This window comes from Rhodococcus sp. PvR099, assembly GCF_017833315.1.
GTDB classification, from domain to species: Bacteria; Actinomycetota; Actinomycetes; order Mycobacteriales; family Mycobacteriaceae; genus Rhodococcus_G; species Rhodococcus_G oryzae.
Genome location: NZ_JAFIBV010000001.1, coordinates 4,980,956 through 4,999,527, shown reverse-complemented (window position 1 = coordinate 4,999,527; position 18,572 = coordinate 4,980,956). Strand labels below are relative to the sequence as shown.

Below are 18,572 nucleotides of genomic sequence, written 5' to 3'. Positions count from 1 at the left end.
TGGCTCCGTGATCTAGGGGTTGCTGGATCTAGGTGGTGGGTGCCTGCGCGGCCGCGGCCGCCTTGGCTGCGGCCGGCAACGCGGCGGCGATACGGTCGAACGCGGCGTCGTCGAGGGCCGCGGAGACGAACCAGGCCTCGTAGGCGCTCGGGGGTGCGTAGACGCCGCGGGAGAGCAGCGCATGGAAGAAGGCGGGGAAGCGCCAGGTGTCGCTCGCCTTCGCCTCCGCGTAGTTGGTGACAGGGCGGTCGGCGAAGAACACGCTCACCATGGTGCCTGCAAATTGCACCTGGTGCCGCACGCCTGCCTCGGTGAGGGCGTCGCCGAGCATCCGGCCGAGGGTCGCGGAGTTGCGTTCGAGGGCGTCGTACACGCTCTGATCTGCGGCGCGGAGGCTGGCGAGGCCCGCGGCGACGGCGACGGGGTTCCCGGACAGGGTACCCGCCTGGTACACCGGGCCGGCGGGTGCGAGGTGGCCCATCACGTCGGCGCGGCCGCCGAACGCCGCGGCGGGCAGTCCCCCGCTCATCACCTTGCCGAAGGTCATCAGGTCGCCCGCGACGCCGTCGATCCCGTACCAACCGGCCGAGCTGACGCGGAAGCCGGTCATCACCTCGTCCATGATCAGCAGCGCGTCGTGCGCGGTGCACAGCCGGCGCAGGCCCTCGTTGAACCCGGGCTTCGGCGCGACGGCGCCCATGTTGCCCGCCGCGGCCTCGGTGATGACGCACGCGATCTGCTGGGGGTTCGCGGCGAAGGCCTGCGCGACCGCGTCCAGGTCGTTGTAGGGCAGCACGATCGTGTCGGAGGCCTGCGCGCCGGTGACGCCGGGCGAAGTGGGCAGCCCGAGGGTGGCGACGCCGGAACCCGCGTCGGCGAGGAGGGCGTCCACGTGGCCGTGGTAGCAGCCGGAGAACTTGATGATCTTGGAGCGGCCGGTGAACCCGCGGGCCAGCCGGACCGCGCTCATGGTGGCCTCGGTGCCGGAATTGACCAGGCGGACCTGCTCGACGGGACCGACCCGGTCGACGATCGCCTCGGCGAGCTCGATCTCACCCTCGGTGGGGGCTCCGAACGAGAGCCCGGTGGTCGCGGCCTTCTGCACGGCCTCGACGACCGCCGGGTGCGCGTGCCCGAGGATCATCGGTCCCCATGAGCAGATGAGGTCGACGTAGTCGTTGCCGTCCACGTCGGTGAGCGTGTAGCCGGACGCCTTGGCTATGAAGCGGGGTGTGCCGCCCACCGATTGGAACGCCCGCACCGGGGAGTTGACGCCCCCGGGGATGACGGCGCCCGCCCGCTCGAAGAGCTGCGCTGAGGTGCTGGCGGGCTGAAAAGAGGCGCTGGTGGGAGCAGTCACGGCCTCCAGTGTCCCAGTTCGCGAGAATTTGCCAACGACAGGGTGTAGGAGAGGAGCCTGCGGAGCGACCGAGGTCACAGCGGAGGGGACCGACATCACAGCGCAGCGGGCCCCTAAGCCGTGATGTCAGGATGTTCGGCATGGAACCCATGCTGGACGCACTGCAGGCGCACCGACACGAGCTCTACGAACACTTCCAGGCCGCCCGGGTCGCCGTGTCCTCGGACGGCAGGGAGGTCTCCTTCATGGCCCCCGTCGAGACCGGCGTCGAGGTCGGCGGGTTCGCGGTGATCGAGTTCGAGGGCGCGCGCCGGGTCGCGGTCCAGGTGCGCGAGGTCCGCATGGTCGAGCGGGAGGGTCCGCAGCTCGACTTCGCGGTGCGCGACCAGATGGCCAAGCTCGGCGTCGTCGCGGCCAGCGCCCGTCCGATGATGCGATCGCTCAGCGGCAATGCGACCACGCTCGGCGAGTTCGACGGCGACTTCTTCCTCGAGCGGCATGCGGTCGAGCCGTTCGGCGAGCGCCCGATCCGGCCCGCGACAGAGGACGAGGTCGGCCTGATCGCCGGCGGCCTGACCGGGACCGCCGCCGCCATCGAGATCGGGGTGCTGCGGCAGGCGTCGAGCGTCCCGGCCCGGCTGCGATCGACGGGGTTCGCGCGTCACACCTTCATGTGCGGGCAGTCCGGCTCCGGCAAGACCTACACCACCGGGGGCCTGCTCGAACGACTGCTGGGCTCGACCGAGCTGCCGATCATGGTGCTCGACCCGAACTCCGATCACGTCTTCCTCGGATCCTGTGACCCCGAGGACTGCTCGCCCGCCGCCGCCCGTCACCGTGAGGTCGCGGCCGGGGTGCACGTGGCGCGGGCCCGTGGCTACGGCGCCGCGCACACGCTGTGCCTGGACTTCAGCGACCTCGACCTCGACGTCCAGGCGCTGCTGCTTCGGATGGACCCGATCCGCGACCTCGACGATTTCCGTGCGCTGCGACAGGTCACCGAAACGTTGACGGCGCCGTACTCCGTCGATGACCTGGAGGCCGCTGCCGCCGCCCACCACGACACCGAGCGACTGGCCGCCCGGATCGGCAACCTCCGGATCGGCGAGTGGGACCTGTGGCGGCGCGGCGACGAGCGCTCCGCGATCGAGTACGACGTGAGCCTCGCACGCTGCATCGTCGTCGACATCGGGAGCCTGTCGCGTCCGGACGAGCGGACCGCGGTCGCGCTGGCGATCCTGGGCAGGCGGTGGGCGGGCCGCCGTGACCGCGAGCCGGTGCTGCTCGTCATCGACGAGGCGCACAACGTGCTGCCCGCCACCACCGAGGACCCGCTGCTGGCGGCGACCGCCGAACTCGGCGCGCTGATCGCAGGCGAGGGCCGCAAGTTCGGGCTGCACCTGTTCGTCGCCACCCAGCGGCCGGGCAAGGTGCACCCCAACGTGGTCTCGCAGTGCGACAACCTGGTGCTGATGCGGATGAACGGCGCCGCCGACATCGAGGACCTGAGCACCCTGTTCTCACACGTGCCCGCGCCGATGCTGCACCGCGCGACCGGATTCGGGCTCGGTCAGGCGCTGTTCGCCGGGCCGATCGCGCCGGTGCCGCTGCTCGCCCAGGTGGGTACCCGGGTCAGTCCCGAGGGCGGCGGCGACGTGCCGACGACCTGGGCGGGCTGAGGCCCCGCCTCAGAGGACCGGGCTGGGGCTGTCCACGATCAGGCCGTGGCAGACGCCGGTCGGCAGGCAGACCTCGTTGATCCGGACCATCCCGATCCGGGCGCCGTCGACGAGCCGGTAGAAGGAGAAGTTCCGGCCGTCGATGCTGTGCGCGCGGACGCCGGGCACCGAGGTGAAGTCCTTGTTGGTGTTCAGCACGTCGTCCTCGGTGAGCACCGGGTTGACCTGGTACTCGGTGTGACTGCCGTCGACGAGCAGGGTGTACGGGGCGGCGGACGCCGCGGGGGCTGCCGTGGCCGTCGCGGCCGTACCGGCGGCGATGGCGATTGCTCCGAGTGTTCCGGCGACGATGCGGGTGACTGAGCTCATAAGTAGTCGATAGAACACGACTCGTGCACGGTTCGCCAGCGCAACGAGTACCGATCCGGTCACGGCAATGGCGTCAGAGGTTTCCGCGTGCCGCCTGCTCGCGCTCGATCGACTCGAACAGGGCCCGGAAGTTGCCCTTGCCGAAGCCGAGCGAGCCGTGCCGCTCGATCAGCTCGAAGAACACCGTCGGCCGGTCGCCGAGCGGCCTGGTGAAGATCTGCAGCAGGTAGCCGTCCTCGTCCCGGTCCACCAGCACCCCGCGGCGTTTGAGCTCGGCGACGGGCACCCGCACCCGACCGATCCGGGCCCGTAGCTCGGGGTCGTCGTAGTAGGCGTCGGGGGTGTCAAGGAACTCGACGCCCTCCGCGCGCAGCGCGTCGACGGTGCGCAGGATGTCGCTGGTGGCAAGCGCGAGGTGCTGGCAGCCGGGTTCTCCGTAGAACTCGAGGTACTCGTCGATCTGCGACTTCTTCTTTCCGGGCGCCGGCTCGTTGAGCGGGAACTTGACCCGGTGGTTGCCGTTCGCGACGACCTTGGACATCAGCGCCGAGTACTCGGTGGCGATGTCGCCCCCGACGAACTCGGCCATGTTGGTGAAGCCCATGACCCGGTTGTAGAAGCGCACCCAGTGATCCATCCGGCCCATCTCGACGTTGCCGACGGCGTGGTCGAGCGCCTGGACGAGGCGCTCGGGCGCACCGGGGCGGCGGACGAATCCCGAACTGCGCGGGGCGAATCCGGGCAGGTACACCCCGCCGTAGCGGCTGCGGTCGACGAGCGTGTGCCTGGTGCTGCCGTAGGTGGCGATGGCGGCGCGGCGCACCGTGCCGAAGTCGTCGGTGAGGTCGTGCGGTTCCTCGAGGACCGTGGCGCCCTGCGACCGCGCCCGCTCGATGCAGCGGTCCACGTCGAGCACCTCCAGCGCCAGGTCCACCACGCCGTCGCCGTTTCGGCGGTGCCGGTCGGCGAGCGGGCTGTCGGGGCTGACCGCCCCCTCGAGGACGAACCGGACGGAGCCGGACTCGAGCACGAACGACTTGTGGTCGCGCTGACCGGTTTCCGGCCCCGCGTACGCGACCAGGGTCATGCCCCAGGTGGAGACGAAGTAGTGGGCGCTCTGGGTGGCGTTGCCGCAGACGAACACCACCGCGTCGATCCCGACCACCGGGAAGGGGTCGGCCGCGTCGTCGTGTTCGACCAGCCCGACGAGCCGGTGCAGATCGTTCGCGCGCAGGTGCGCGGCGCGCTCGCGCGGGGTCAACCGAATGTCCGCGATCGTCATGAATTCACTGTGACCTCGGCCCCCAGGCTGCGCAACGATGAGGATTGACGCTGCTCAATATGTACAGAATGCTGGAGCGCGACGGTGAATTGTTGGACAAAGTGACCAGGAGCGCACCGATGAGCATCGATCGCCTCGACGCCGACCTGCTGGAGCTCCTGCACGCCGAGCCGCGCGTGGGGGTGCTGGAGGCGTCCCGCCGGCTGGGCGTCGCCCGTGGCACCGTGCAGGCCCGCCTGACCCGCCTCGAACGCGAGGGCGTGATCGAGAGCCTGGCCCCGACCCTCAATGCCGAGGCCCTTGGCTTTCCTGTCACCGCGTTCGCGACCCTGGAGATCGTCCAGGGCAGGGGGCACCGCGCGGTCGTCGAGCACCTCGCCGCGATTCCCGAGGTGCTCGAGGCGCACACCACCACCGGCGCGGGCGACGTGCTGATCCGGGTGGTGGCGCGGACGCATTCGGACCTGCAGCGCGTGATCAACCAGATCGTGGACGGGCTGAACGTGCTGCGGTCGTCCACGGTGATCGCCCTGGAGAACCAGATCCCGCTTCGCCACCTGCCCCTGGTGCGGGCCGCGGTGCACTGACCGTCGAGTGTGCAGTTGCGGTCGCCCGCACTCGGGCGATGCCCCGGCAACTGCACACTCGACGGACGCCCCGGCCGCCACCGCTCGCTAAAATATGTAGACCGGTCTATATTGAGCCTCATGAAAAAGGGCGAGGAGACCAGGCTGCGGATGATCACGGTCATGGCGGCCGCAGTCGAGGAGAAGGGCGTGGCCGCGACCGGCGTCACCGAGGTACTCGAACGAAGCGGGGCGCCGCGCGGCTCGCTCTACTTCCACTTCCCCGGCGGCAAGGACGAGCTGGTCGAGGCCGCGCTCCGGCAGAGCGCGGGCACCCTCGACGACCTGATGGCCGGCTCCCTCGGCGGCTCCCCCGCGGATGTCATCGCCCGGATCCTGGAGGCGCTCGCCGACCGGCAGGTCGCCTCCGACTTCACCAAGGGCTGCCCGATCGCGACGGTCGCCCTCGAGACGGCGGGCACCGACCCGCTCGGCGGGGTGTGCGCCGAGATCTACGCCGACTGGGAGGCCTCCCTCACGGACCTCATCGGCGACGCCGCGCTGGCCACCGAGGTCTTCGCCCTCATCGAGGGCGCACTCCTGGTCGGCCGGGTCCGGCGGTCCCGCGAACCCATCGACGCCGCGGTCCGCGCGGTCCGCAAGTTACTGGAGGCCTCATGAGCACACCCGACACCCTCGTCATCGGCTCCACCGGACTGATCGGCCGATGGCTGATCCCCGAACTCACCCGCCAGGGCAGGCACGTCGCCGCCATGGTCAGGAACGCGGCCGAACGCGGCGACGAGCTCCGCGGCTGGGTGGCCGCCCACGGCGGGAACACCGAGCTGCTGACCATCGTCGACGGGGACCTGACCGCGCCGGGTCTCGGTCTGGACCCGTTGCCCACCGTGCGCGACGTCTACAACCTGGGCGGCCGGTTCGCCTTCGGGCTCACCGAGACCGAGGCCCGCGCGGTCAACGTCGACGGGGCCGTGGCCGCGCTGCGCTGGGCGCAGGAACTGCCGCGGCTGCGACGGTTCGTGCACATCAGCGGGTACCGCGTGGCGGGCGCCACCGTGAACTCCACGCTCTACCGCGACAAGGGCGCCTACGAGGCCAGCAAGGTCGAGGCCGACCACGCAGTGCGCGATCACGCCGAGGCCAACGGCATCGCATACGCGATCGTCAACCCGTCGACGGTCATCGGCGACTCCGTGACCGGCGAGACCACGCAGTTCATCGGGCTGGCCGACATGGTCCGCGACCTCCACCGCGGCAAGCTCCATGTGATCCCCTGCGGCAAGGACGTCTGGGTCCCCGTGGTCACCGCGGACTACTTCGCCCGGTTCCTCGCCGCCGTACCCGAGCACGCGGAACCCGGTGCGGCGCTGTGGGTTCTCGACGAGGACACGCCGCTGCTGGGCGACCTGCTCCGCGACGTCGCGCAGACACTCGGCGTGCGACCCCCTCGATTCCACGTGCCGGTCGGGCTGATCCGGCGGCTGCCCGCGCGGCTGACCGGCGCGGATCCGGAGACGCTCGGCTTCCTCTCCGCCGACCGGTACCCGACCGAATCCGCACGGGCACTCGCCGAGCGGGCGGGACTGGCGGCGCCTCCCCTGCCGCAGGCCATCCGGGCCTGGGTCGGCTACCTGGTCGCGAGCGACTTCGGGAAGCGCATCCCGGCTCCGACGCCGGTTCGCTAGTCCACCAACCACTCCCGCCGGGTCAGCGGCATCCCGCGGACACCGGTGGCGTCGGCGCGGACCGCGAGGACCTGGTGGATGGTGATCCGGCCCCGCTCGAAGGACAGCGCGCTCGCCGCCAGGTACAGCAGCCAGGTCCGCGCCCGCGCCGCGCCGACCAGGCGCACCGCCTCGTCCCAGTCGCGGCGCAGGTTGTCGACCCACTGGCGCAGGGTGCGCGCGTAGTGCTCGCGCAGCGCCTCGGAGTCCCGAACCTCGAGACCTGCCCGCTCCAGCGCGCCCGCAACGTGACTGAGCGGCAACAGTTCCCCGTCCGGGAAGATGTAGCGGTCGACGAAGGTCGGCTTCGGGTGTTTCTCGGTGACCAGCGGCGCGACGGAGGCGATCGCGTGGTTGAGCAGGCGTCCGCCTGGCCGCAGCAGGCTCGTCAACCGGTTCGCGTACTCGTCCAGCCGGGAGTCGCCAACGTGCTCGGACATCCCGATGCTGGAGATCGCGTCGTACGGGCCGTCGTCCACGTCCCGGTAGTCCTGGAGCCGGATCTGCACCCGGTCGGACAGCCCCGCCTCCGCGACGCGGGCGGTTGCGCGCTCGCACTGCTCCCTGCTGATCGTCACGCCGACCACGCTCACCCCGTGCTCGCGTGCGGCGTGGATGGCCATCGAGCCCCAGCCGCAGCCGACGTCGAGCAGGCGCATGCCCGGGGCCAGCTCGAGTTTGCGGCAGATCAGCTCCAGCTTCGCCCACTGCGCCTGCTCCAGGGTGCCGGAGTCGCGGTCGGTCCAGTAGGCGCAGGAATAGACCATGCTCGGGCCGAGAAACAGTCGGTAGAAGTCGTTTCCGACGTCGTAGTGATGCGAGACGACTGCGGCGTCGCGCGCCTTGCTGTGCTTGGACCCGCGCCGCCTGCCGATCTCCTCGGCGGGTGGAGCAGGCGGCGGCCCCACCGCACCGAGCCGCAGGAAGCTCGACACCACCCGCCGGATTCCGGCCCGGTCGAGCGTGCGCAAGTCACGGCGGGCGACCCGCTCGATCACCTCCGGACCATCGAGCAGCGCGAAGATGTCCCCGTCGATCTCCATGTCGCCCGCGACATAGGACCGGCCGAGCCCCAGTTCGTTGGGGGACCACAGGATTCGGCGCAGCGCCCTGCGGTTCCGGAAGGCGACCGTGACCTCGGCGTCCGCCGAGCCCGCGACGGACCCGTCCCAGCACCGCACCCGCACCGGGAGCTGGCCACCCGCGATCGTCTCAAATGCCGACAGCAGCCGCGCGGCAGCGGTTCTCGAGCCCGGTTCGGTACGCGTTGCACTCATCGAGCCTCCAATGAGGTGTGCACTCCGGTCCCGTTCACCCTAAAACGCCCGCCGAGTGTGCGCCTCCCGACACTCCCACTCGGCCGATGCCCCAGCAGATGCACACTCGGCGGCCACGGCTCAGCGGCGGCGGGCCAGCTGACCGCAGAGCCAGGCGGTGTAGGCGAACAGGCCGACCGAGCCGAGGACCCGGGTCCGGCGGTAGACGATCGCCAGTCCGAGCAGCAGCTCCGTCGCGCCGTTGCGGTAGGTCCACTGCCGCGTCTCGCGGGGGAAGGCCTTCGCGGTCAGCCCGTCGAAGGCGCGTGGTGCGGTGAAGTGCGCAGCACCGGTGCCCGCCAGGGCCACACCGAGCACCCGCGCGGGAATGCTGTCCGCGCTGCGGGCCCGGATGACGACCGGGTTCTTCGGCTCCCTTCCTGCCACCAGAGCCTGTGCTGCCCTGCGCTTTCTGCGACTCATCTGTCCTCCTGGGTGTGTGGATGGGGCTAGAGCAACTGGACGTTGGCGAACTTCCACTCGCCGCCGTCGCGGACGAGGGAGAGCTGCATGCGGTTTCGGTCCACCCACGGTTCCTGCGAGTTGGAATTGGTGACGGTCTGGTCGAGGAACACGACCACCTCCGCACTGTCAGGGCCGGTCTCCGCGAGTCCGGCCGCGATGATCTCGGCCGACGAGGTGGCCTTGTACTGCACGATCATGTCCTTGAGGTTCGACGCCACCTGCGTGTACTGCCCGGCGAACTCGCCCACCGAGTTCCCCCGGACCACGGACAGGCTGTTGTCGAGGTTCTCGAAGCTGTACGTCGCCAGGTCGGTGGCGAATCGCCGACCCGCGTCGAGGGCCTCCATCCTGGCCTGCTCCTGCTGGTGGTCCGCCCAGATCGTGTACGAACCCCAGCCGAGAAGGCCGAGCAGGACCACCCCGGCGGCGATCGCCGCCAGCGCGCGTCGGGTGAGGCGCCTGCCCTTTCCGAGTGTGCACCTGCCGGCGCATCGCCCGAGAGCGAGCGCCGGCAGGTGCACACTCGGCGATCAGCGCGGGGTCAGGCGGCAGGCAGATGCGGTTCCAGCGCCCGCATGATCGCCGCGCGGGGCTTGGCGCCGACCATCGTCGTGACCACGTCTCCGCCGATGAACAAGGCCATGGTCGGCATGCTCATCACCTGATACTCCCTGGCGATCCCGGGATTCTCGTCGACATCCAAGGCGATGACGGCGAGGCGACCGGCCTCCTCGTCGGCGATCTGCTCGAGGACCGGCGCGACCATCTTGCACGGCGGGCACCAGCTCGCGGTGAACTCGACGAGGACTGGCGTCTCGGACGAGAGCACGTCGGCGGCGAAGGCGGCATCGGTGGTGGTGGCCAGGGACATGGAGCACTCCTTTGTCTCGGTACTTGCTGAACTCGGTACGTGCTGACTCGGTACTTGCTGTCTCGATATCTGCTGCGGGGTCGAGCGTCGAACTCAGCGGTTGACCTGGGCGATGACTCGGTCGTGCACGTCCGCGTCCCCGCCGCATTCACACACCAGGCGCGCGGTCACCCGGCCGCCGCAGCCCGTGTGCCGGTAGACCACCTCGGGCACCCCGCCGTCGGCGAGGTGCTTCTCCCCCCAGTCGGAGAACGCGGCCAGCACCGGCAGCAGGTCCAGCCCCGCATCGGTGAGGACGTACTCCTGCCTGGCCCGGCTGCCCGGGACCCGGTAGTCCCTGGTGGCCAGCACGCCCGCGGCGATGAGCCGCTGCAGGCGGTCCGACAGCACCCCGCGCGGCGCGCCGGTGGCGGCCCGGAGCTCGTCGAAGCGGCGGAGGCCGAGCGCGACCTCGCGCACGATCAGCAGGGCCCACCGCTCGCCGACCACGGCGAGGGTTTCGGAGAGGGTGCACGTCACAGTGCTGAGTCTAGACCCAGGACTTAGCTATCTGCCAGGCCAGCGGCGATATAGTGGCGACTGATGTGATCCGCATCACATCACGGGGCCGAGGGGGCGGTCCGAAGCGCGACGCCGGGAGGAACGCCATGCCCTTCTACCGCCAGGTCGGCCAGGTGCCACCGAAGCGACACACGCAATTCCGCGCGCCCGGCGGCGACCTCTATCGCGAGGAACTCATGGGCGAGGAGGGCTTCTCCTCCGACTCCGCGCTGCTGTACCACCTCGGCACCCCCTCGGCGATCGTCGACTCGACGGCATGGGAACTCCCCGACCAGTCGCTGACGCCCAATCACCCCCTCCGGTCGCGGCACCTCAAGCTCCACGAGCTGGCGCGGAGCCCGGGGGACACCGACCCCGTGACCGGTCGACGGCTAGTGCTCGGCAACGACGACGTCCGGATCTCCTACGTCGCGGCGCAGCAGGATTCGCCCCTGTACCGGAACGCCGTCGGCGACGAGTGCGTCTTCGTCGAGTCCGGATCCGCCACCGTCGAGACCGTGTTCGGAGCGTTCGGCGCCCACCGCGGCGATTACGTCCTGCTCCCGCGCGGCACCACCCATCGGTGGCTGCCGAACCCCGGTGAACCGTTGTGCGCGTACGCGATCGAATCGAGCAGCCACATCGGGCCCGTCCACCGCTACCTGTCACGATTCGGACAGCTGCTCGAGCACTCACCCTATTGCGAACGCGACCTGCACGCACCGACCGAGCCGCTGCTGCGCGACGGCACCGACGTCGAGGTGCTGGTCAAGCACCGCGGCAACACCGGGCTGGTCGGCACCCGCCTGGTCTGCCCCACCCACCCGTTCGATGTGGTCGGGTGGGACGGCTGCCTCTACCCGTACACCTTCAACGTCGCCGATTTCGAACCGATCACCGGACGGGTGCACCAGCCCCCGCCCGCCCATCAGGTGTTCGAGGGAGCGGGGTTCGTGATCTGTAACTTCGTGCCGCGTAAGGTCGACTATCACCCGCTCGCCATCCCGGTGCCGTACTACCACTCCAACGTGGACTCCGACGAGGTCATGTTCTACGTCGACGGCGACTACGAGGCGCGCAAGGGCTCTGGCATCGGTCGCGGCTCGATCTCCTTGCACCCCGGGGGAATCGCGCACGGACCGCAGCCGGGGGCGGCCGAGGCCAGCATCGGCGCCGAGTATTTCGACGAGCTCGCCGTCATGGTCGACACGTTCCGGCCGCTCGCGCTGGGCGAGGGCGGGCTGGCGGTCGAGGATCCCTCGTATGCCTGGTCCTGGTCGGGTCGGGGGCCGTCGTCATGACCGCCCTACTCGCGCACCTGGTCGACGACGCAGGCCTGTTCGAACCCGCCGGGCTCGACATGGCGGCGGCGGTGACCCGCCACCGCCGCGACCTCGCGTCCGGTCAACCGATGCTCACGCACCGGTTCGTGTGCCCCGCGTCGCGGATCCCCGAGCTGCTCGGCCACCTCGATGCCGACGACCGGTTCGCGGTGCTGATCACCGCGGACGTGCCGGTACTCGCGGATGCCCTTGCGGCACTACACCACTCCCCCTGCACCGAGCTGGTGGGCATCGAGTCGAGGCTGATGGCGGGACACGGGGACCTGGCTGCGTTGATCGATGCCGCCGGGGGCGCGAAAGCGGCGGTGCCCTTGTTCGTGGAGCCAGCGACGTTCGCCGACACCGCCGGGGTGATCTCCGCGCTGGCCGAGCGCCGGGCCGGAGACGGGGCGCCGCTCGGGGTGAAGCTGCGCTGCGGCGGGACCGACGCCGAACTGTTCCCGACGCCGGCCGCGCTGGCCGTCGCGCTGGTCGCGGCCGCGGGCGCGGGGGTGCCCGCCAAGGCCACGGCCGGGCTGCACCACGCGATCCGGCAGATCGACCCGGCGACCGGCCTCACCCATCACGGGTTCCTCAACCTGGTGCTGGCCGCGGACGCCGCGCGATCCGGATCGGCCGCGGCGACCGCCGCGATGCTGGCCGACGAGGACCGGGACCGGCTGCGCGGGGTCGCCCGCGCGCTGCACGACCCGGTGCCTGCCCGGGCGGTGCTGACCTGTTTCGGGTCGTGCGACACCGAGACCCCGATGCTCGAGGCGGTCCGGCTCGGCCTCGCGCCCACCCGATCGGGCGGCGGCCCTGCCACTTTCGGACTGGGAGGGGCCCAGGAATGACCGACGGTGTTGTTTCGAGCGACCTGCAAGCAGTCGCAAGCGGGGCTGAACTCCCGTACGGCGTGTTCTCCACCGGCGCCCTGCACCGGCACATCGGCGTCGCGATCGACGACCAGGTGCTCGACCTCACCTCCGTCATCGACGAGGCCGCGCTGCGGTCGACCACCCTCAACGCCTTCCTCGCCCTCGGTCGCGCCCGCTGGGCGGAGGTACGCGCCGAGATCACCGCGCTGGTGACGGACCCGGCGAACCGGCAGCGGATCCGGCCGTATCTGCACCCGCTGTCCGAGGTGCAGATGCACCTGCCGTTCGACGTCGCCGATTATGTGGACTTCTACGCGTCCGAGCAGCACGCCACCAACCTGGGCCGGATGTTCCGTCCCGGCGAGCCGCCGCTACCGCCGAACTGGAAGCACCTGCCGATCGGCTATCACGGCCGCGCCGGCACGGTCGTACCGTCCGGCACCGCCATCGTGCGGCCGACCGGCCAGCGCAAGGCCCCGGACGAGTCGTCGCCAACCGACGGTCCGACCCGCAGGCTCGACATCGAGGTCGAGCTGGCTTTCGTGGTCGGTACCCCGAGCGATCTCGGAACTTGCATCCGGACAGCGGACTTCGCCGATCACGTCTTCGGCGTCGTCCTGCTCAACGACTGGTCCGCCCGCGACCTGCAGTCCTGGGAGTACGTGCCGCTCGGCCCCTTCCTCGGCAAGTCCTTCGCCACCTCGATCTCGCCGTGGGTGGTACCCCTGGCCGCGCTGGAGGCAGCCCGGCTGCCCATCGGGCCGCAGCACCCGGAGCCGCTCGAATACCTGCGCGACACCGAGAACTGGGGCCTGGACATCGATTTCGAGGTCCAGCTGAACGGGCAGGTCGTCTCCCGGCCCCGCTACCGCGGGATGTACTGGTCGCCCGCACAGATGTTGGCGCACCTGACCGCCAACGGCGCCCGCCTGCGCACCGGTGACCTGTTCGCCTCGGGGACCGTCTCCGGGCCCGGACGCGACCAGGTCGGGTCGCTGATCGAGCTGACCGACGCGGGCCGGGCACCGATCACCCTGGCCGACGGCAGCACCCGCGCCTTCCTCGAGGACGGCGACGTGGTGACCATCGCGGCCACCGCGCCCTCCCCCGCAGGCGGACGGTTCGGGCTCGGCGCGGTGACCGGGACGATCCTGCCCGCGGTGCCGCGCAGGAGGTGAACCGCTACCCGTCGCCCTCGACTCGTTGACCGACGGTGTGTTGCACCACCACGGCCGGATTCCAGGGGACGATCTCGTCCACCGAGGCTTGGAGGTCGTCGATCGGTGGTAGGTCGGCCGGGCTCGTGACATCGACGAGGACGGTGTCCGACTGGACCGTGACCGTGCCGACCTCGGCGGACGGGGTCCCGCTGAGCCACTGCTCCGTGGCATCGCGCACCTGGCTCGCCCAGAGACTCGAGAGCGAATTGAGCACCATCGGGACGGCCACGACGACGGACGCCGCGGCGATGGCGAGGTAGGCGCGAGTGCGCCGAACCGTCCCGGGGGTTTCGGCCGCATCACGCGCGTAGCCCGCGAGCATGAGGACCATCGTGCAGGCGGTGACGAGGGCCAGCATGTTCGACAGGAACAGCACCAGCGCCCCGGCGGCGAGGGACGGCGCCCCCGACCCGAGGCAGACCCCGACCACTCCCAGCGGCGGCACGAGCGAGATCGCGATCGCCACGCCGGGGAGCACGTCACCGACGTCGCGCCGGGCGATGGCGATCGATCCGGCGAACCCGGTCGCGATCGCGGCCAGCAGATCCATCAGGGTCGGCGAGGTCCGCCCGGTCACCTGCGAATTGGTCAGCACATTGGTGGGATTCGGGAGAAGCTGCGCGATCAACGCGCCGAGCGCGACGACGGCGATGGCACTGACGAGGACGTACAGCAGGCTCCGGCCCACCGCCCCGGCCCGCGCGGTGACGATGCCGAGCCCGATGCCCAGGATCGGCGTCGAGAGCGGGGCCACGATCATCGCTCCGATGACGGTGGCGGTGGAGTCGCTGATCACGCCTGCGACGGCGATCGTCGCGGACAGCAGCAACATCAGCCAGTAGGCCGACCGTTTCGCGGTGACATCGCCGACCTCGAGGTCCAGGCGATCGCCGAGCTCGTCGAGGGTGCGGCGTTGGTTGTCGGGTATCAGCGTGATCATCGTCGTCCTCGCGCATCGGCATCTCGACCCTGACCTGGCGAGGTCAGCATAGGACTGTGGGCACCCTCCGAGCGGCACCGTCGACCCGCGCGCCGGAACGCGCCGCGACGCCGGCGCACGGCGGCCATCGCTGCGCTACCGTCGGACTCATGGCCACCACAGCGGACCACCTGCGGACCACACTCGACGGGCAGTGGCGGGAGGTGCGCGAGAAGGTCCGGGTGGACCTGACCCGCGAGGAATTCGCCCCGCACTTCACCCCCGACCTCAAGGCCGCCAGGGCCACGGCGCTCGAGCAGATGCGGATTCTCGCCGAATCCGGCTACGCGGCCAACGGCTTCGCGGCCGCGCACGGCGGTACCGGCGACGTCGGCGCCGCGGTGACGAGCATCGAGATGCTCGCCATGTCGGACCTCTCGCTGATGGTCAAGGCGGGCGTCCAGTGGGGTCTGTTCGGCGGCGCCATCGAGAACCTGGGCACCGCACGCCATCACGCGGCCTACGTCAAGCCGCTGATCGATCTCGACCTGCTCGGCTGCTTCGCGATGACCGAGACCGGCCACGGCAGCGACGTCCAGGCACTGGAGACCACCGCGACCTACGACCCGGCCACGCAGGAATTCGTGATCGACTCCCCCACACCGTCGTCCCGCAAGGACTACATCGGCGGCGCGGCCCAACACGCCCGGATGGCAGCGGTATTCGCCCAGTTGATCACCGCGGCACCGGGCGAGGAGGCGACGTCACGGGGCGTGCACTGCTTCGTGGTGCCGATCCGCGGCGAGGACGGCGCCGACCTGCCGGGGGTCACCACCTCCGACTGCGGCCACAAGGGCGGTCTGCCCGGGGTCGACAACGGCCGGATCGTCTTCGACCAGGTGCGGGTGCCGCGGGAGAACCTGCTCAACAAATACGCCGACGTGGCTGAGGACGGGACGTACTCCTCCCCGATCGAGAACCCGAACCGGCGCTTCTTCACCATGGTGGGCACCCTGATCCGCGGCCGCGTCACCGTCGGCGGGGCCGCGGGCGCCGCCGCCCGGGTGGCGCTGAGCATCGCGACCCGATACGCGTTGCAGCGCAGGCAGTTCGACAAGCCCAAGAATGATGACGAGGTCCTCATCATGGACTACCTGGTACACCAGCGCCGGCTGCTGCCGCTGATCGCGAAGTCCTACGCCCTGCACTTCGCGCAGAACCAGCTGGTGACCCGGCTGCACGACATCCAGACCGCGGACGAGGTGGACCCGCAGGAGCAGCGCGAGCTGGAGGCAAGGGCCGCCGGGCTCAAGGCCGCAAACACCTGGCACGCCACCCGCGCTATCCAGGAATGCCGCGAGGCCTGCGGCGGCGCCGGGTATCTCACCGAGAACCGGCTCGTCGCGCTCAAGGCCGACACCGACGTGTTCACCACCTTCGAGGGCGACAACCACGTGCTCACCCAGCTGGTCGCGAAGGAGCTGCTCACCGCGTATGCCGACGAGGTGCGCGGCATGAGTCCCGTCGACTGGATGCGCTTCGCCGCCACCACCGTCTCCGACGTGGTCAAGAAGCGCACCGCGGCCCAGCAGATCATCCAGACCATCCTCGACACCCGGCAGGACAACGAGGAGGACGGCAGCCTGTTCAACCGGGGCACGCAGCTGAAGATGTTCGAGGATCGCGAGGAATACCTGCTGTCCACGGCGGCCCGGCGGCTGCAGGGCGCGCAGAAGCGCGAGGACGACCCGTTCGACGCCTTCAACTCCGTGCAGGACCATGTGCTGCGCGCGGCCGAGGCGCACATCGACCGGGTGGTGCTGGAGGCGTTCGTCGCGGGCATCGACTCGTGCGAGGACGAGGAGGCCGCCGACCTGCTCGGTGACCTGTGTGACCTGTACGCGCTCACGGTCATCGAGGACGACAAGGCCTGGTTCATGGAGCACCGGCACCTGTCCGTCGAGCGCGCGAAGGCGGTGACCCGCGGCGTCAACGAACGCTGTCGGACCCTGCGCCCGCACGCCCTGACCCTGATCGAGGGGTTCGCGGTGCCGGAGTCCACGCTCGGCGCGGCGATGCTGGGCGGCTGATCGGCGGCCCGCCCGCGGCGTCTCGTCACGGACACAGCGTCGTCACCTCGCCGCCGATCGATGCGGCCACGCAGCCCGGCTGCACCGCGCCGAGGTCGGCATCCTCGAAAGCGCGGTCGCCGAAGTTCGCCGTGACCTCGAGCGTTCCGTCGCCAAAGGTGGTGCGCTGCACCGTGCGATCCTCGGTCAGCCGGCGGAAGTCGGTCATCGGCTCGGTTCCGGCGGCCTCCTGGATGGTGGCGAAGAACTTCTGCATGGTCGCCATCCGCGGACCCTCCTCCGCGATGGTCTGTGCGTTCAGCGCGTAGTTCAACGGCGTGTTGTAGAGCATCGCGAGCAGCGCGCGGGTGGTCTGCTCGGACGGCAGCTTGTTGAAGGAGAGCTCCCACCGATCCGTGCTGACCACCGAATCGTGCAGCACCGTCTCGTACAGCGGCACACGGTACTTCGGGTCGAACATCCCGGTTCGCAGCTTCGCCGGCAACTCGACCGGCTTGAAGAAGGCCGCCGGTCCGTTCTTCCCCCAGTACGCACCCCACGTCGCCTTGTCCCGTTCCACCTTCCAGAGGTCGTTCAGCACCGGGGTGCTCGAGCCGTGACTGAAAGCCACGACGCCGTTGGCCCACGACCCGACCGTCTCCGATCCCAGCACCAGGTCCTCGCCGATCACCCCCATGCGATCGAGGCGGTTCTGCCGGTCCCCGGACTGGGTCATCCGATGATCGGGGCTGTGGTCGTCGAACACCTCACCCGTCGCATCGACGTCGAGGAAATAGCTGTTCGCACCGTTGTCCACCTTTGCGGCGACCCGACTCGCAAACAGGTCCGGACGCGCGGCCAGCGCCTGCGAGCTCAGGTAGCAGCCCCTGCCGCCGAATCCGCCCACCCGCTCGCCGTTCTCGTCGACGACGCAGTCCCCCGGCCATACCCCGTCGGGCCATCGGGACGACGGATTGTCGACCTCGCCCGCCGGGTCCTGCGCGTTGCCGAAGGTGTCGTACGGGCCGACGAGATAGCCCGCGGCCGTTGCCGTCTCGACGGCCTCTCTGCTCATCGGCTGCTCGTCCGAGTCGTAGCCCAGCCACATTCTCGAGAGGCCGAGCTCCTCGAGCCTGCGCATCGACTCGGGGGTGCGGCCGTCGCCCCACAGGTAGGCGTGGAAGGCGCCGACGAGCTTCTCGGTGTCCGGGTTCTCGGCGATCTTCTCCTTCAGGGTGCGCAGGCCGCCCTGCTGCAGCAGCAGCGCGCGGTAGTCCTTCGCCGCTGCCACCGGCGATCCGTCGGTGACCGACAGTGCCACGGTGTACGTGCCGGTGCCCCTGGCCTCACTGAACTCGTGCACGGACGTGCCGCGCAGCCGGCCATCGACCGAGCTGAACCCGAGGGTGGTGCCGATGTCGGTCGGGACCAGGTAGCTCGCACCGAGCGCGCCTGCGCTGTATCCCCAGAACGGCATGGTCAGGTCCTGCAGCCGTTCGCCCTCCTCCCCGACCAGGCCGGTGTCGGGGTCGTTCCAGAAGACGTCGTCGACCGGGATGCTCAGCCCCTCACCCCGCGGCAACTGCAGGTCCCGCGCACCCGCGCCCGTCACCGGCCACGCCAGCTCCTGATCGCCGCCGCCGGTCATGTCGACGACGAGCCGACCGTCCCGCACGCTCGCCGTGACGTCGAGACCGCGTTCGGGATACGACCAGTGCGCGCGGTCGGCGTCCACCGAGATCTTCCCTGGTGCTCCCAGGTCCGTCGCAGCGGCGGCGGACAGCTCGACGGGGCCGCGAACGGTCAGGTCGTTCACGTCAACCCGCGCCTCACCGCCCGCAATCGGCACGATCACCGAGCTCCCGTCCACGCGTATCGCCGAATCAGACTGCCCTGCAGAACATCCCGTTGCCGCGAGCGCCAATGCCACGGCGCCCACCGTTGCCGTGGCGACAGCTCGAGTCGATTTCA

18 protein-coding genes are annotated in these 18,572 nt (G+C 70.3%); 8 read left to right on the top strand and 10 right to left on the bottom strand.

What is annotated here, in order from left to right:
* Positions 1-28: 28 nt before the first annotated feature.
* Entirely contained in the window at positions 29-1,360 is a 1,332-nt protein-coding gene (gene hemL / locus JOE46_RS23260; protein ID WP_307861327.1) for a glutamate-1-semialdehyde 2,1-aminomutase, read from the bottom strand.
* A 140-nt stretch (positions 1,361-1,500) separates the two neighbouring features.
* Between hemL and JOE46_RS23255 the strand changes: the two genes are divergently transcribed.
* Entirely contained in the window at positions 1,501-3,039 is a 1,539-nt protein-coding gene (locus JOE46_RS23255; protein ID WP_245221152.1) for an ATP-binding protein, read from the top strand.
* A 9-nt stretch (positions 3,040-3,048) separates the two neighbouring features.
* Here JOE46_RS23255 and JOE46_RS23250 read toward each other — a convergent pair whose 3' ends face one another.
* Positions 3,049-3,408: a hypothetical protein gene (locus JOE46_RS23250; RefSeq protein WP_209928634.1), complete on the bottom strand. Its 360-nt coding sequence runs from the start codon at positions 3,406-3,408 to the stop codon at positions 3,049-3,051.
* A gap of 73 nt (positions 3,409-3,481) precedes the next feature.
* Complete coding sequence (gene hppD / locus JOE46_RS23245; protein WP_097210289.1) at positions 3,482-4,690, bottom strand: 4-hydroxyphenylpyruvate dioxygenase; 1,209 nt, start codon at positions 4,688-4,690, stop codon at positions 3,482-3,484.
* A 119-nt stretch (positions 4,691-4,809) separates the two neighbouring features.
* Between hppD and JOE46_RS23240 the strand changes: the two genes are divergently transcribed.
* The 3 genes from JOE46_RS23240 to JOE46_RS23230 all read left to right on the top strand — a co-directional run bounded on the left by JOE46_RS23240 (position 4,810) and on the right by JOE46_RS23230 (position 6,962).
* Positions 4,810-5,277, top strand: coding sequence for an Lrp/AsnC family transcriptional regulator (locus JOE46_RS23240; protein WP_179800444.1), 468 nt, complete (start codon positions 4,810-4,812; stop codon positions 5,275-5,277).
* A gap of 120 nt (positions 5,278-5,397) precedes the next feature.
* Complete coding sequence (locus JOE46_RS23235; RefSeq protein WP_209928633.1) at positions 5,398-5,937, top strand: TetR/AcrR family transcriptional regulator; 540 nt, start codon at positions 5,398-5,400, stop codon at positions 5,935-5,937.
* The gene (locus JOE46_RS23230) at positions 5,934-6,962 is read left to right on the top strand and encodes an SDR family oxidoreductase (RefSeq protein ID WP_209928632.1); all 1,029 of its coding nucleotides are present in this window, start codon (positions 5,934-5,936) and stop codon (positions 6,960-6,962) included. Before JOE46_RS23235 ends, JOE46_RS23230 begins: the two co-directional genes overlap by 4 nt.
* Here JOE46_RS23230 and JOE46_RS23225 read toward each other — a convergent pair.
* From JOE46_RS23225 to JOE46_RS23205, 5 genes are all read right to left on the bottom strand, one after another.
* A complete protein-coding gene (locus JOE46_RS23225; RefSeq protein ID WP_209928630.1) occupies positions 6,959-8,278 on the bottom strand; it encodes a cyclopropane-fatty-acyl-phospholipid synthase family protein in 1,320 nt (439 codons plus the stop codon). The genes JOE46_RS23230 and JOE46_RS23225 overlap by 4 nt on opposite strands.
* Positions 8,279-8,398: 120 nt before the next feature.
* Positions 8,399-8,740, bottom strand: a complete 342-nt coding sequence (locus tag JOE46_RS23220) for a hypothetical protein (RefSeq protein ID WP_245221151.1) — start codon at positions 8,738-8,740, stop codon at positions 8,399-8,401.
* Between the two features lie 26 nt (positions 8,741-8,766).
* Positions 8,767-9,303 (bottom strand): hypothetical protein, encoded by a 537-nt coding sequence (locus JOE46_RS23215; protein ID WP_307861326.1) that lies wholly within the window; start codon positions 9,301-9,303, stop codon positions 8,767-8,769.
* A gap of 20 nt (positions 9,304-9,323) precedes the next feature.
* Positions 9,324-9,653: a thioredoxin gene (gene trxA / locus JOE46_RS23210; protein WP_097210284.1), complete on the bottom strand. Its 330-nt coding sequence runs from the start codon at positions 9,651-9,653 to the stop codon at positions 9,324-9,326.
* A 93-nt stretch (positions 9,654-9,746) separates the two neighbouring features.
* Positions 9,747-10,172 carry a helix-turn-helix domain-containing protein gene (locus JOE46_RS23205; RefSeq protein WP_077040672.1) on the bottom strand — a complete coding sequence of 142 codons (426 nt, stop codon included), beginning with the start codon at positions 10,170-10,172 and terminating at the stop codon, positions 9,747-9,749.
* A gap of 128 nt (positions 10,173-10,300) precedes the next feature.
* On the opposite strand from JOE46_RS23205, the gene JOE46_RS23200 reads away from it, so the two are divergent.
* From JOE46_RS23200 to fahA, 3 genes are read left to right on the top strand one after another with little or no spacing between them, the layout of a single operon-like run.
* Positions 10,301-11,494 carry a homogentisate 1,2-dioxygenase gene (locus JOE46_RS23200; RefSeq protein WP_097210283.1) on the top strand — a complete coding sequence of 398 codons (1,194 nt, stop codon included), beginning with the start codon at positions 10,301-10,303 and terminating at the stop codon, positions 11,492-11,494.
* The gene (locus JOE46_RS23195; RefSeq protein WP_097210282.1) at positions 11,491-12,369 is read left to right on the top strand and encodes a hypothetical protein; all 879 of its coding nucleotides are present in this window, start codon (positions 11,491-11,493) and stop codon (positions 12,367-12,369) included. The genes JOE46_RS23200 and JOE46_RS23195 overlap by 4 nt, the downstream gene beginning before the upstream one ends.
* On the top strand, positions 12,366-13,571 hold the full coding sequence (gene fahA / locus JOE46_RS23190) for a fumarylacetoacetase (protein ID WP_097210281.1): 1,206 nt from the start codon (positions 12,366-12,368) through the stop codon (positions 13,569-13,571). Before JOE46_RS23195 ends, fahA begins: the two co-directional genes overlap by 4 nt.
* 4 nt (positions 13,572-13,575) lie before the next feature.
* Here the strand turns inward: fahA and JOE46_RS23185 are convergent, their stop codons facing one another.
* Positions 13,576-14,553, bottom strand: coding sequence for a DUF389 domain-containing protein (locus JOE46_RS23185; RefSeq protein ID WP_097210280.1), 978 nt, complete (start codon positions 14,551-14,553; stop codon positions 13,576-13,578).
* A gap of 149 nt (positions 14,554-14,702) precedes the next feature.
* Between JOE46_RS23185 and JOE46_RS23180 the strand changes: the two genes are divergently transcribed.
* Positions 14,703-16,622 (top strand): acyl-CoA dehydrogenase, encoded by a 1,920-nt coding sequence (locus JOE46_RS23180; RefSeq protein ID WP_209928628.1) that lies wholly within the window; start codon positions 14,703-14,705, stop codon positions 16,620-16,622.
* Positions 16,623-16,647: 25 nt separating this feature from the next.
* Here JOE46_RS23180 and JOE46_RS27025 read toward each other — a convergent pair whose 3' ends face one another.
* A complete protein-coding gene (locus JOE46_RS27025) occupies positions 16,648-18,456 on the bottom strand; it encodes a glycoside hydrolase (protein WP_209928626.1) in 1,809 nt (602 codons plus the stop codon).
* Between the last annotated feature and the right edge of the window lie 116 nt (positions 18,457-18,572).

Coding starts and splice junctions, on each gene's coding strand:
- JOE46_RS23255 (WP_245221152.1), top strand. CDS start 1,501: ATGGAACCCATGCTGGACGCACTGCAGGCGCACCGACACGAGCTCTAC.
- JOE46_RS23250 (WP_209928634.1), bottom strand. CDS start 3,408: ATGAGCTCAGTCACCCGCATCGTCGCCGGAACACTCGGAGCAATCGCC.
- hppD (WP_097210289.1), bottom strand. CDS start 4,690: ATGACGATCGCGGACATTCGGTTGACCCCGCGCGAGCGCGCCGCGCAC.
- JOE46_RS23240 (WP_179800444.1), top strand. CDS start 4,810: ATGAGCATCGATCGCCTCGACGCCGACCTGCTGGAGCTCCTGCACGCC.
- JOE46_RS23235 (WP_209928633.1), top strand. CDS start 5,398: ATGAAAAAGGGCGAGGAGACCAGGCTGCGGATGATCACGGTCATGGCG.
- JOE46_RS23230 (WP_209928632.1), top strand. CDS start 5,934: ATGAGCACACCCGACACCCTCGTCATCGGCTCCACCGGACTGATCGGC.
- JOE46_RS23225 (WP_209928630.1), bottom strand. CDS start 8,278: ATGAGTGCAACGCGTACCGAACCGGGCTCGAGAACCGCTGCCGCGCGG.
- JOE46_RS23220 (WP_245221151.1), bottom strand. CDS start 8,740: ATGAGTCGCAGAAAGCGCAGGGCAGCACAGGCTCTGGTGGCAGGAAGG.
- trxA (WP_097210284.1), bottom strand. CDS start 9,653: ATGTCCCTGGCCACCACCACCGATGCCGCCTTCGCCGCCGACGTGCTC.
- JOE46_RS23200 (WP_097210283.1), top strand. CDS start 10,301: ATGCCCTTCTACCGCCAGGTCGGCCAGGTGCCACCGAAGCGACACACG.
- JOE46_RS23195 (WP_097210282.1), top strand. CDS start 11,491: ATGACCGCCCTACTCGCGCACCTGGTCGACGACGCAGGCCTGTTCGAA.
- fahA (WP_097210281.1), top strand. CDS start 12,366: ATGACCGACGGTGTTGTTTCGAGCGACCTGCAAGCAGTCGCAAGCGGG.
- JOE46_RS23185 (WP_097210280.1), bottom strand. CDS start 14,553: ATGATCACGCTGATACCCGACAACCAACGCCGCACCCTCGACGAGCTC.
- JOE46_RS23180 (WP_209928628.1), top strand. CDS start 14,703: ATGGCCACCACAGCGGACCACCTGCGGACCACACTCGACGGGCAGTGG.